Raw genomic sequence first — 13,059 nt, forward strand, 5'->3', positions numbered from 1 at the left:
CCCGCGCCCCCCCCGCACGGCCGGGTCCGCCCCCGGCGGTCCGGGGCGGCCCCCCGTGGTAGAGCCGGGGGGCGCCCGGCACGCCCGGACTTCGGCGTGGTGTCCGTGGCCGAGCTCATCGGCCGAGCTGCTTGTCGATCTCGCTCTGGGCCTTCTTGACGGCGTCGGCCAGGAGGGTGGCGGGATCGCCCTGCCCCTCGGCGATCTTGACGGCGGCCGCGTTGAAGGTGTTGCTCACGGCGGAGTCCCAGGTGCCCGGGTAGTGCTTCCCGTGCCGGTCGGCGAGGACCACGGCCTCCCTGGCGGTGCCCTCGGCGAGCTTCTCGGCGGATGCCGCGACGGACGTGCGGGGCGGGACGTGGAAGCCGTAGCTCTCGGCGAAGTCCTTCTGGAGGTCCGACTGCTGGACCCAGAGCCACTGGACGAACTTCTTGGCGGCCGCCACGTTCCTGCCCTTGGCGTTGACCATGCTGGTCCAGCCGCCGACGCGGACGACGGGGGCGCCGCCGGCCTTGAAGGCGGGCCACGGCAGCACGCCGAAGTCGTCGCCGAGCGCGTCCTTGATCGCGGGCATCGCCCACAGGCCGCTCCACTGCATCGGCACGACGCCCTGGGTGAGGGCGGCGGGGTCCCACCAGTCGGTGGTGAAGCCGAGCAGCAGCGACTTGTCGTCGTGCAGGCGCTTCAGGCCCTTGAGCGCTTCGAGGGCCTGCGGGGATCCGAAGGCCACCTTGCCCTCGGGGGTGACGAGGTCGCCGCCGTTGGAGAAGACGGCGAGGATCCCGGAGTCGCCGAGACCGTCGTTGCCGAGGAACAGGCCCTTGCTCTTCTTCGTGGTGAGGGCCTTCGCCGCGGCGACGAGCTCGTCGAAGGACCTGGGCGGGGTGATCCCGGCCTTCGCCAGGGCGCTCTTGCGGTAGTAGAGCATCATGACGTCGTCGATCATCTTGACGCCGTAGAGCTTGCCGTCGACGGTGACGGCCTCGACGGCGTTCGTGTTGAAGTCGCTCTTCGCGTCCCCGTACACGTCGTCGAGGGCGGCGATCTGGCCGCGGCGGGCGAGGCTCTCGCTGAAGTCGCCGATCTCGAAGACGTCGGGGGCGGCGTCGGTCAGCAGGGTCGCGTTGATCTTGCCCGAGTAGTCACCGGGAACCCACGTCACCTTCACGGCTATGTCGGGGTGGGCCTTGGTGAAGGCGGTGGCGTAGCGGAGCACGGCCTGCTGGGTCCCGGTCTCGCCGTAGGCGTGGTACCAGACGTTGAGGGTGGTCTTCGCGCCGGAGCCGGCGGCTCCGCCGACGGGGTCGGTGCTGCACGCGGTGGTCGGCAGGACGGTGCCCGCGGCGACGATCAGCGATCCCGTGAGGAATCCGCGTCGGCTAAGCTCGGATCTGCGTGTGCTCATGTCGCATCCTTGGGTGAGGGTGGGGCGGGGCGGATGTGCTTGCCTGGCCGGCGCCTTCGTCAGTGCTTGCCGGCAGAGGGGGCGTCGGCCAGGGAGTGGTACGCGACGGCTGCGGGACGTTCAGCCGGCGCCGGTCGTGGTGGTGACCGCGTACTGCGGGAAGAGCGCCTGGATCGCTACGGCCGCACCGCCGCGGGCCCATTCCTCCCAGGGGAGCGGGCGCAGCGACAGCGGGCACCGGGAGGCCGCCCCGAAGGCGTGTGCGGCGTAGGCGTCCTGGATGTGGCGGCTGAACAGGTCGTAGGCGTCGACGCCTTCGCCGCTGACGACGACCCGTTCCGGGCCGACGAGATTGACGAGTGCGGAGATGCCGACCCCGATGGCGTGCCCGGCACGGGCGAAGGCCTCGCGGGCGGCCGGGTGTCCCTCCCTGGCCAGGTCGGCGACCTCGTCGAACGTGAGGCCCGGGTTCACCGTGGCCTCGCGGACGGCGGCGAGGATCGCGTGGGTCGAGGCGATCGCCTCGACGCAGCCGCGGGCGCCGCAGCGGCAGCGCGGCCCCGCCGGGTCGACGCACAGGTGTCCGACCTCGCCGGCGACACCGTACGCCCCCCTGAGCAGCTGGCCGTTGACGACGAGGGCGGATCCGATGCCCGCGCCGATGGTGACCAGTGCGAAGTACTCGGTGCCGATGCCCTCCCCGAACCAGTGTTCCGCGACGGTGAGGGCCCTGACGTCGTTCTCGACGGTGACGGCCAACCCCGTGGTCGCGGTGAGGAGTTCGGCGAGCGGCACGTCGCGCCAGCCGAGGAGGCCGGAGTGGCGGAGCCGCCCGCTGTCCCGGTCCACGTCCCCGTTCACCGCGACCCCGAGGTGACGGGTGCGGGGACGGAACGCGGGCTCGGCGTCGAGCAGTTCGTCGACGACCTCGGCGGTGAGGGCCGCGGCCGCCCCGGGGGTGCAGTCGCCGAGCGGGCGCGCGGCCGTGGCCCGGATCCCGGCCCGCAGATCGCACACGGCGCCGAAGACCTGGTCGGAGCTGATCTTCAGTCCGATGAAGTACTCACGGTCGGGTGCGACCGCGAGCGGGTTGACCGGCCGGCCGGCACCGGGTGCGGTGCGCTCCGGCGGGAGTTCGTACAGATAGCCGTCGTCGATGAGGGGTCTGGCCGCCTTGGTCACGGCCGTGGAGGAGAGTCCGGTCCGCCGGGCCAGTTCCACTCTGCTCAGGGGTCCCTCCGCGAGGAGCAGGGCGAGGACCGCTGTCTCGGCGGGCGCACTGACCAGAGGCTGGGAGCGTTGTCGAAACACGGGAGCAACATAGAGCAAATAAATAACTTCTTCCAGTATTGATTTGGGAGTTGGGGTCCCCCTACGCTCGGGCCCGCCTCCGTGCCCCCTCGGGACGTCACGAACGCGGCGCTCTCCCCCGTGTGCCGCGCCGCCGTGCCTCCGAGGCGCCCCGGATTCCGCACCGTTCCTCACGACACCTCAGGGGACCCATCCGTGCACGCCACGCTCCCTCCCGTCTCCTTCGACCCCCGCTCCGGCATCGCGGTCCTGCGCACCCCGAACAGCCTCTACGCGCTGCGCCTCGCCTCCGACGGCAGCCCCCGGCACCTCTACTGGGGCCCGCCGCTGGACACCGCGGCGCTCGCCGAGGTGCCGGACGCGGTCTCCCCCGCGGCGAGCAGCTTCGAGGCCGACGCCGCGGCCGACGAACTCGCGCCGCAGACCGGGGCGCGCTTCGGCCCCGCCGGCCTTCAGGTCCGCTTCGCCGACGGGACCCGGGGCGCCCAGTGGCGGTTCGCCGGTCACACCGTCGACGGCGGGGAACTCCGGCTGCGCCTCGTCGACCGGCACCGGCCGCTGCGGGCCGAGCTCTGCTACCGGGTCCGGACCGGCACCGACGTCATCGAGCGCTGGACGGAACTGACCCACACCGGGGCCCCGGACGGCCCGCAGGACCCGGTCGGCGTCGGCCGCCTGGACTCGGCGTCCTGGACCGCACCGCCGCTGCCCGACTACCGGCTCAGCCATCTGGTCGGAGGCTGGAACAGCGAGTTCCGGCTCCAGCGCGACCGGCTTCCCGTCGCCGAGACCGTGCTGACCAGCCGTCGCGGTCTCACCAGCCACCACGCGAGCCCCTGGCTGGCCGTGGACGACGGCACCGCGACCGAGGACGGGGGCGAGGTCTGGAGCACCGCGCTCGCCTGGAGCGGGAGCTGGCGGATCACGGTCCACCGCGACCCGAGCGGCCGCACCACCTGGACCGGGGGCTTCGGCCACGAGGGGATCGGCTGGACCCTGCGGCCCGGCGAGAGCCTGAGCACACCGGTGTACGCGGGCCTGTACACCCCGCACGGCTTCGGCGCCGCGAGCCGCGCCTGGCACCGGTACGTCCGCGCGCACGTCCTGCCCGGGCCCGAGCGGGACCGGCCGGTCCTCTACAACTCCTGGGAGGCCACCGGGTTCGACGTCGACGAGGCCGGCCAGATCCATCTCGCGGGGCTCGCCGCCCGCGTCGGCGCCGAACTGTTCGTCCTGGACGACGGATGGTTCGGCAGCCGGCGCGACGACCGGTCCGGGCTCGGCGACTGGACCCCCCGCCCCGACGCCTTCCCCCGGGGGCTGCGCCCCCTCGCCGACGAGGTGCACCGCCTCGGCATGGAGTTCGGGCTCTGGGTGGAACCCGAGATGGTCAACCGGGACAGCGAGCTGTACCGGGCGCGTCCGGACTGGGTCGTCCACTCCCCCCGGCTCGACGCGACCGAGCTCCGCAACCAGCTCGTGCTGAACTTCGCCCGGCCCGAGGTCGAGGCCTGGGCCGGGGAGACCCTCGACCGCCTGGTGCGCGAGAACGACGTCGACTGGCTGAAGTGGGACGCCAACCGGGCCTTCACCGAGGCGGGCTGGGACGGCCACCCCGACCCCGACCGGCTGTGGATCGACCACACCCGGGCCGTGCACCGCATCATGGACCGGCTCCGCGTCGCGCACCCGGGCCTGCGGATCGAGGCCTGCGCGGGCGGCGGCGGGCGCGTCGACCTCGGCATCCTCGCCCGCACCGACCAGGCCTGGACCTCGGACAACACCGACCCGGTCGACCGGATCGGGATCCAGAACGGCTTCGGGCAGCTCTTCCCCGCCCAGGCCATGGCCGCCTGGGTCACGGACAGCCCCAACACCGCCACCGGCCGGCGCACCCCCCTGCGCTTCCGCTTCCACGTCGCCATGGCGGGCGCCCTGGGCCTCGGCGGCGACCTGACGTCCTGGTCCGAGGACGAACTCGACGAGACGGCCGCGCTCGTGACCGCGTACAAGGCGATCCGCCCGCTCGTCCAGCACGGGCACCAGCACCGGGTGTCCCCGGCCGACGGCCCGGTGACCGCCGTCCACTACGCGGCGCCGGACGACGGCGAGCACGTGCTCCTGACCTGGCGCCCCACGACGCGCTTCGGCCACCGCCCCGACCCGGTGCGGCTGCCCGCGCTCGACCCCGGGGCGCACTACCGGGACCTGGAGACGGACCGGGTGCACAGCGGCGCCGTGCTCGTACGCCACGGCATCGACCCGCGGCTGCCCGACGGCGACCACGCCAGCAGCCTGATCCGGCTCCGCCGCGTCCCCTCCTGAACGCCCCCGCCTCCACCCACGAGCCCCTGGAACTCCCCATGGACAACGCCCGCGTCCTGGTCGTCGGCATCGACGGCGTACGACACGACCTCCTCCCCGGCCTGCACACGCCCCACCTGGACGGGATCGCCCGCGCCGGCTTCCTCGCCCCCGTCGAGGTGGACTCCGTGACGCCCACGATGTCGGGTCCGTGCTGGACCACCGTCGTCACCGGCGTCGGTGTCGCCAAGCACGGCGTCTGGGGCAACCGCCTCGACGGCAACCGCCTCGACGTCTTCCCCGACTTCACGACCCGCCTCGCGAAGGACTGCGGACGGCGGACGTTCGCGGTCGGCGGCTGGGAACCCCTGTTCCTCGCCCGGCAGGGCGGCCCCCTCTTCGTCGCCCCCACCCGGCTCCGCTACACCGCCCCCCACGAGGACACCCCCGAGGCGTGGGAGGAGGTGGACGACAGGGTCACCGACGACGCGGAGCACCTCCTCGGCCTCGACGAGGAGCTCCACGCCGGATTCGTCTACCTCGGCGCCGTCGACGAGACCGCCCACTTCCTCGGCTGCGGCGAGGAGTACCGCCGGGCGATCGAGGCCGCCGACGCGCGTCTGGGCCGGCTGCTCGACGCCGTACGCGGGCGGCCCGGGTACGCGGCGGAGCGGTGGACGGTCATCGTGGTGACCGACCACGGCCATCGCGACGAAGGCGGCCACGGCGGCCGCAGCCTCCTGGAACGCACCGCCTGGATCGCCGCACGCGGCCCCGGCCTCACCCCCGGCGAGCCCCCCGCCCGGCTCCACCACGCCGATGTCGCCGCCCATGTGTACACGGCGCTCGGGATCACCCCCGACCCCCACTGGACCCTGGACGGCACGCCCTTCACGCACTGACCGGGTGAGGCGACGGCCGTCGGGGCGAGGGTGTTCCCCCCGGCGCTCTCCACCACGACGAGTCGCCGGGCACCGCGACCGCCGCCTCAGCCGAGGTGTACGGCCACTCCGCACAGGCCCAGCCCCTCACGAGCGGCCGTGCGCCACACGCGCAACGGTCCGTCGAGCACGCTCTCCTCGCCCTCGCCGTAGTCCAGCCAGTCCCGCGCCTCAGCGGCGGCGCGTTCGGCCGGGGTGAAGGACAGGGCGCGCTCGACGCCCGGCAGGCTCTCGCGCACCTGGGCCGCGGTGAGCAGGAAGGTCCCGCACCAGCCCGGCAGCAGCGCCGCGCGTGCCGGACCGATGGCGTGGAACAGCGCCTGGACCGCGTACTCCTTCCGGTGGACGCTGATGAACATGCCGTCGTCGTCCTGCCCTTCCCAGACGTCGTCCAGCACGGAGAAGGAGGGATCCGCGCTCCCGGCGCACACGTCGTCGACGTGGGCGCCGGGTGCCGTGAGCGCGCGGAACGACTCGATGGCGTTGGTTCGCCCCTCTGCGCCCTCGCCGCCGCGGGAGTACCAGGTCCGGTGGTCGGGGAGCGGGTTCCTCCTCCACCGATGCCAGCGCCGCTCCGCCTCCGCGTGGGCGCGATCGGCACGCATCGCCGGCAGCAGGTGCGGGGACAGCCCGGCGATGACGTCGTCCGTGTGACTGCTGATCGCCCACGCGCTCAGGAAACTCATGGCACGGGACGGTAGCGTCCGCCGCCGACAGCGCCAGAAACCCTCAGGCGGGGCGTCTCGCCATGACGACCACGCCCGGGCCCGTGTGTTCGTCGGCGGGGACGCGGAGTTCGGCGACCGGGTGCAGGCCCGCCTCCTCGATCAGGGCGACGAGTTGTTCCGGGCGCCACTTGTGGGTCGTCCAGCGGACCGGGACGCCGCCGTAGGCCTCGGTGCGCAGGAAGTCCTCGTCGCCGACGTGGGTCGCGGTGATGAAGTGGCCGCCCGGCTTCAGGGCGCGCGCGAACATCGCCAGGACCTGCGGGAGGACCTCGCGCGGCAGGTTGAACAGCGACCACCAGCCGAGCACGCCCGCGAGGGACTCCTCCGCGAGGTCGAGTTCGGTGGCGGAGGCGACGTCGAAGCGGCACCCGGGGTGGAGCCGGCGCGCGTTCTCGATCATGCGGGGGGAGAGGTCGACCCCGCTCACGTCGAGTCCGCGCCCGGCGAGGTACCCGGTCACCGTTCCGGGTCCGCAGCCGACGTCCAGGACGGGCCCCGAGCCGCCCACGCTGTCGGCGAAGGCGTCGATCGACGCCTTGAACCACGGGTGGCGGCGGATGTCGCCCACTCCCGTCGTCAGCACCATGTCCACGTAGTTGTCGGCCACGCGGTCGTAGGACTCACGGACCACGTCGAGATCGGACGGGCGGTCGATTCGGTGGGCGCACATCGGCCCATCATAGGAGCGCGCCGCCCGGCCGGACCCCGGTGCGGATCGTGTGCGGATCAGCGGCAGATCCTGCGCCGAGGGGCGCCCGAACGGGCGACTTCGCCCCAACCGCCCCTCTCATAGGGGGCATTGGCGACGCGCGGACCGGGTGGCCCTTCGGTCCGGCGTTCTGGAACCCTCCGTTCGACTTGTTCGACACACGACCGACGGAGGCAACCCCGCATGCCCTCAAGGCGAATACGCCGCGCCTGGCTCACGACGGCCGCCGCGGCCGCGCTCGCTCTCACCGCCCTGGTGGCCCCGGCCCAGGCCCGGGACGTCCCGGCGGACGTCCCGGACCCGACGGTCCAGCAGCCGCTCGCGACCGAGGCGCCTGCCGCCGCGTTCACGGCCGCCGTGAGCTCGCCCGGCGGCGCGGCCTCGCCCGGCGACTTCACCCTGTCGCCCGGCGAGCTGAACGCCGAGACCACCACCCGCGTCACCCGCCTGGATTCGGTGGTCCCCAAGTCGGGCGTGCAGAACCTCCTGGCCGGCGCGAACCGCACCGTGCAGCCGTGGTGCTCGCGCGACCCGTTCGGCACGGCGCCGGACCCGGACATCACATACTGCCTCCAGAACGACGACTCCGTCTCGCGGGAGTGGGTCCCCCAGGGCTTCACCGGCGTGTCCGACGCCCAGGACGACGAGCTGTGGGGCACCGCCGGGAACATCCAGCTGTTCGCCTCGTACGACGGCTGGGACCCGGGCCGCGAGAACGACCCGGACCCGGCGACCGGCGACTGCACCGCGGCCGAGCTGGAGGCCGACGACGCCTGCAACCAGAAGGGCGTCCGGATCACCTTCGTGCAGAGCCGGGTCAACCCCGCCTCCGGCGTCTCGGAGATCAAGTACCGGCACGTCCTGCTGGGCTGGACCTACGTCAACTCCGCCGACCACGTCTCCTTCGACGGCCTGCACGCCTCCGAGTACCCGATCCAGAAGGGCGTCCACGCCGGCGGGATCGTCTGGTACGGCAACTACCTGTACGTCGCCGACACCCGCAACGGCCTGCGCGTCTTCGACATGCGCTCCATCATGGACCTCGACCCCGACGGCGACCCCACCACGCACGACGCGATGGGCAGCGACACCGACGGGGTGAGGACCACCGCGAACACCGAGGACAAGACCAAGGTCGGGCGGCACGACAACGTCTGGTACAGCTTCGGCTACCGCTATGTGATGCCGCAGGTCGCCGCGTGGAAGTTCAAGGCGAAGCAGGGCAATCCGGCGGGTTCGTACGCCTGCGTCGACACCGGTGCCCCGAAGGCCTCGTACATCTCGCTCGACCGCAGCACCACCCCGGACCGCCTGATCATGGGCGAGTACTGCCGTCCGCAGGGCGACCTCACGTCCACCGGCCGCGTCGCCTCGTACCCGGTCGCGGACCTGGAGGGACGCTCCGCCGACGTGACCGCGCAGGGCTGGGCCAACTACCTGCCGCTCGCGGGCGGCGGCGCCCAGGGGGCGGCGGCACAGGACGGCACGCTGTACGTCAACGAGTCGAAGGGCACCGACGAGCCGGGCAACCTCTGGCGATTCGGCTGGAGCGACGGCCGGTTGGCCGCGAAGGGGGCGGCCGTCAAGACGGCCCGGGGTGCCGAGGACCTCTACGTCGAGCGCGGCACGGGACGGCTCTGGTCCCTCTCCGAGCACCGCCCGGCGTCGGCCTCCGACTGCACGGCGAACCGCGACTCCGCCGACCCGGCGGGCACCGACTACTGCCAGCGCGTGCTGTACGGGCACAAGCTGAGCCGGCTCGGCACCCGGCCGTAGCGGCGGCGGGGCGGAGGCGCGTCCCGGCCTGCCGTTCCCGTACCCGGAGGGCACCCTCCCCGGGTACGGAAACGGCCAAGAGGAAGGACGCGCTCCCCTCGCCCGGACCCCGGTCCCCGAAAAGCCCGTGAGGACTGCCCCGAGCGGGGCCCGGGGCCCCCGCCGTCGCACAAGGATCGCCCCGCCGTCACGGTGCGGTCACATTCCCATCGTGGCCCCATCGCACTCGGGCATTGCACGGTGGCCGGAAACCATGCGAATCAACGCCCCACTCCCCCAGCCGCGTTGATCACGCCTTTCGCTCCTCACATACTGCGCTGACCGGTGACGGGCGCCCTCGTGGGCCCGGCCGGAACCAACCACTCGACCTCATCCCAAGCTCCTGGGGGAGACTTGCGCGCACACGTGCAGAGAGCACGCGCCTTCACCATCGCAGCGGCCACATCGGTGGCCCTCGTGGCAGGCATGACAGGCCCCGCGACGGCGATCGCCGCGACCGCGGCGGCCGCACCGGGCGACACCACGCGCCTCGGCGGCACCGAGCGGATCCCGCTCGTGACCGGCGACCGCGTGGTCGTGGACGCCGACGGCAGGATGGTGGGCTTCGAGGCCGCCAAGGGCCGTGAACACATACCCGTCCAGGTGCAGCGCACCGGGGACCAGATCCTCGTGGTGCCCGCCGACGCGCGGCGCCTGATCGCCACGGGCCGCCTCGACCAGCGGCTCTTCGACCTCAAGGTGCTCACCGACCCGCGGCTGCGGAAGAGCCACCGCGCCGGGCTCAAGCTGATCGTGCAGTACCAGGTGGACGCCCGCGCGGCGCGCGCCGAGGTCCGCTCGGCCGGCGACACCCAGCTGCGCCGTACCTTCCCGACGCTCGACGCCGACGCCATCCGCACGTCCCCGGAGGACGTGGCCCGGGTGTGGGAGGCGCTGACCAACCCGCAGACCAGCGGGCTGCGCACCACCGCCTCCGGCATCGACAAGGTGTGGCTGGACGGGGTGCGCGGCGCGAGCCTCGACCGCAGCGTCCGCCAGATCGGCGCCGACAAGGCGTGGGAGTCCGGGTTCGACGGCACGGGCGTGAAGATCGCCGTCCTCGACACCGGCGTCGACAAGACCCACGACGACCTGAAGACGCAGGTCGTGGGCGAGAAGAACTTCTCCGCGTCCGCCGACGCCGTGGACCGCGTCGGGCACGGCACGCACGTCGCCTCGATCGCCGTCGGCACCGGCGCCAAGTCCGGCGGCCGGTTCAAGGGCGTCGCCCCCGGCGCCAAGGTGATCAGCGGAAAGGTCCTCGACGACGAGGGGTTCGGGGACGACTCCGCCGTCATCGCGGGCATGGAGTGGGCCGCCGCCGAAGGCGCGGACGTCGTCAACCTCAGCCTCGGCGGCCCCGACAGCCCCGGCGTCGACCCGCTGGAGGAGACGGTCGACCGGCTGACCGCCGAGAAGGGCATCCTGTTCGCCATCGCTGCGGGCAACGAGGGCGAGACGGGGCCGTCGTCCGTGGGGTCCCCGGGCAGCGCGGACTCCGCGCTGACCGTCGGCGCCGTGGACAAGGACGACAGGCTGGCTCCCTTCTCCAGCACCGGCCCGCGCGTCGGCGACGGCGCCGTCAAGCCGGACGTGACCGCGCCCGGCGTCGCCATCACGGCGGCCGCCGCCCCCGGCAGCGCCATCGACACGCGCCCCGGCACGCCGCACCCCGCTCCGGGTTACCTCACGATCGACGGCACCTCCATGGCCACCCCGCACGTCGCGGGCGCCGCCGCCATCCTGAAGCAGCGGCACCCCGGCTGGAAGTCCGCCGAGCTCAAGGGCGCGCTGACCGGCTCCACCAAGGGCGGCGCCTACACCGCCTTCGAGCAGGGCACGGGCCGCGTCCAGGTCGATCAGGCGCTGAACGTGGACGTCATCGCCGAGCCGGTGTCGCTGAACTACGGCACGGCGCTCTGGCCGCACCAGGACGACAAGCCCGTGACCAAGAAGGTCGCCTACCGCAACCTCGGGGACACGAACGTCACCCTGGACCTGTCGGTGTCCACGGTGGACCCGTCCGGCAAGCCCGCCCCGGCCGGGTTCTTCACGCTCGGCGCCTCGAAGGTGACCGTGCCCGCCGGCGGGACCGCCGAGGTCGACCTCGTCGCCGACACCAGCGTCGGCGAGGCCGACGGCACCTACTCGGGCTACGTGACCGCCACCGGCGGGGGCCGGTCCGTCCGTACGGCCGCGGTGGCGGTACGGGAGGCGGAGTCGTACGACCTCACCGTCCGGACCCTCGGCCGCGACGGCGCCGACGCCCAGAACTTCGCCACCACGCTCACCGGCGTCGGCGGCCCCGCGGCGAACTTCCAGGCCCGTGTCGACAACGAGCCGGGCGCCCACACGATCCGGGTGCCCAAGGGCTCGTACACGCTGAACACGGCCGTCTACCAGGACCCGTCGGACTACACGGCGGGCACCGACTGGATCTCTCAGCCGAAGCTGGAGATCACCGGCGACACCACGGTGGTCTCCGACGCGCGCACCACCAGGCCGGTCGACCTGACCGTGCCGGGCATCGACAAGGCCGACTACGCGGGCACGTACTACGAGGTCGCGACGGCCGGCATCGGCCGTGTCGGCAACGGCTGGGTCCTGCGGGGCTTCACCGGCTTCCGCACCGCCCACATGGGGCCGGCCGTCACCGACGGCTCCCTCCTGCAGACCTGGGACGCGCACTTCCTGAAGGACGCCACCAGCCAGTACTCGGTCGCCTTCGGCGGAAAGACCGGCACGGTCGCGACCGGCTACACCAAGCACGTGAAGGCGAACGAGCTGGCCACCCTCAAGGTCGGTCTCGGCGCCCCGGCGCCCGGCAAGACGGCGCTCGTCTCCCCGTACGCCCATCTGCCGGGCGCGCCGGAGGGCAACGGCTTCTCCGCGCCGCAGCCGGCGCCGGGCACACGCACCTTCTACGTCTCCACCGGCGACGGTGCCAAGTGGCTCACCCGGTACAACCAGCTGGGCGACAAGGACCAGTGGGGCTACCCGGCGTTCGAGGGCGCCTGGGAGATGGTCGCGCCGAAGCGCTACGAGGCCGGCCGCACGTACCGCGAGACCTTCAACACGGGTGTCACCGGCCCGCTCCTGGGTGAGGGCATGGGCGTCTTCCGCACGGTCGACCCGGTGACGGGCGCGCAGCGGATCGTCGGCGCCGTGCCGCTCGCCTCCGACGGCGAGGGGCACGCCGGGACCGTCCCGTACACCTCGTCCGCCTCGACGCTGTACCGCGACGGGGTGAAGGTCGCCGAGAGCACCGACCCGCTGAGCGGCTACGAGCCGTTCTCGGTCGACGCCGCCGACGCCGAGTACCGGCTGACGGCGTCCGTGGAGCGCCCGGCGAAGGCGACCGCGGTCTCCACCCGGATCGAGACCGGCTTCACGTTCCGTTCGGGGCAGGTCGCGGCCACCACGGCGCTGCCGGTGTCCACGGTCCGCTTCGCGGCCCCCGTCGACCTCGGCTCGCGTCTCCCCGAGCGCGTCCAGGTCCTGGTGCCGGTGACGGTGCAGGGTGCGGCGGCCGGTGCGAACCTCAAGTCGCTCGCGGTGTCCGTGAGTTACGACGGCGGGACGACCTGGCAGTCCGCGAAGGTCGTGGGCGGGCTGATCTCCGTGAAGAGCCCGGCGAAGGACAGCGGCATCGCGCTCTCCGCCAAGGTCACGGACAAGCAGGGCAACACGTCGACGGTGACCGTCCACAACGCGTGGCTCGGCAAGTGACGTCCCTCCGGTGACCTCGGTCGCCGGACGCGGGGGGGGGCGCCCCGGCCCCCGGCCGCGGGGGGGCGGGGGGGGGCGGGCGGCGCGGCGGCGGGCCGGCGCGCCCGCCCCGCGCGG

The 13,059-nt window shown here is 73.3% G+C and carries 8 protein-coding genes; 4 read left to right on the forward strand and 4 right to left on the reverse strand.

Going from position 1 to position 13,059, the window contains the following annotated elements; translation table 11 throughout:
- Positions 1-115 precede the first annotated feature (115 nt).
- A complete protein-coding gene (locus ACFV2S_RS28015) occupies positions 116-1,405 on the reverse strand; it encodes an ABC transporter substrate-binding protein (protein WP_385564680.1) in 1,290 nt (429 codons plus the stop codon).
- Between the two features lie 120 nt (positions 1,406-1,525).
- The gene (locus ACFV2S_RS28020; protein ID WP_385564683.1) at positions 1,526-2,716 is read right to left on the reverse strand and encodes an ROK family protein; all 1,191 of its coding nucleotides are present in this window, start codon (positions 2,714-2,716) and stop codon (positions 1,526-1,528) included.
- Between the two features lie 195 nt (positions 2,717-2,911).
- Between ACFV2S_RS28020 and ACFV2S_RS28025 the strand changes: the two genes are divergently transcribed.
- Both ACFV2S_RS28025 and ACFV2S_RS28030 read left to right on the forward strand, forming a co-directional pair.
- A complete protein-coding gene (locus ACFV2S_RS28025; RefSeq protein ID WP_385564686.1) occupies positions 2,912-5,041 on the forward strand; it encodes an alpha-galactosidase in 2,130 nt (709 codons plus the stop codon).
- Positions 5,042-5,079: 38 nt separating this feature from the next.
- A complete protein-coding gene (locus ACFV2S_RS28030) occupies positions 5,080-5,922 on the forward strand; it encodes an alkaline phosphatase family protein (RefSeq protein ID WP_385564689.1) in 843 nt (280 codons plus the stop codon).
- An 86-nt stretch (positions 5,923-6,008) separates the two neighbouring features.
- On the opposite strand, the gene ACFV2S_RS28035 is transcribed toward ACFV2S_RS28030, so the two are convergent.
- Entirely contained in the window at positions 6,009-6,647 is a 639-nt protein-coding gene (locus tag ACFV2S_RS28035) for a hypothetical protein (protein WP_385564692.1), read from the reverse strand.
- Positions 6,648-6,690: 43 nt separating this feature from the next.
- On the reverse strand, positions 6,691-7,359 hold the full coding sequence (locus tag ACFV2S_RS28040; RefSeq protein ID WP_383790455.1) for a class I SAM-dependent DNA methyltransferase: 669 nt from the start codon (positions 7,357-7,359) through the stop codon (positions 6,691-6,693).
- A 222-nt stretch (positions 7,360-7,581) separates the two neighbouring features.
- On the opposite strand from ACFV2S_RS28040, the gene ACFV2S_RS28045 reads away from it, so the two are divergent.
- Both ACFV2S_RS28045 and ACFV2S_RS28050 read left to right on the forward strand, forming a co-directional pair.
- Positions 7,582-9,174: a hypothetical protein gene (locus tag ACFV2S_RS28045; RefSeq protein WP_385564695.1), complete on the forward strand. Its 1,593-nt coding sequence runs from the start codon at positions 7,582-7,584 to the stop codon at positions 9,172-9,174.
- 465 nt (positions 9,175-9,639) lie between these two features.
- Positions 9,640-12,942: a S8 family serine peptidase gene (locus tag ACFV2S_RS28050; protein ID WP_385564698.1), complete on the forward strand. Its 3,303-nt coding sequence runs from the start codon at positions 9,640-9,642 to the stop codon at positions 12,940-12,942.
- Positions 12,943-13,059: the final 117 nt, after the last annotated feature.

Origin of the sequence: Streptomyces sp. NPDC059695 (genome assembly GCF_042733785.1) — a bacterium.
In the GTDB taxonomy this organism is placed as follows: Bacteria; Actinomycetota; Actinomycetes; order Streptomycetales; family Streptomycetaceae; genus Streptomyces.

Bases quoted from the DNA above. Each gene is read 5' to 3' on its own strand.
- ACFV2S_RS28030 (WP_385564689.1), top strand. From the start codon at position 5,080: ATGGACAACGCCCGCGTCCTGGTCGTCGGCATCGACGGCGTACGACAC.
- ACFV2S_RS28035 (WP_385564692.1), bottom strand. From the start codon at position 6,647: ATGAGTTTCCTGAGCGCGTGGGCGATCAGCAGTCACACGGACGACGTC.
- ACFV2S_RS28045 (WP_385564695.1), top strand. From the start codon at position 7,582: ATGCCCTCAAGGCGAATACGCCGCGCCTGGCTCACGACGGCCGCCGCG.
- ACFV2S_RS28040 (WP_383790455.1), bottom strand. From the start codon at position 7,359: ATGTGCGCCCACCGAATCGACCGCCCGTCCGATCTCGACGTGGTCCGT.
- ACFV2S_RS28050 (WP_385564698.1), top strand. From the start codon at position 9,640: ATGACAGGCCCCGCGACGGCGATCGCCGCGACCGCGGCGGCCGCACCG.
- ACFV2S_RS28015 (WP_385564680.1), bottom strand. From the start codon at position 1,405: ATGAGCACACGCAGATCCGAGCTTAGCCGACGCGGATTCCTCACGGGA.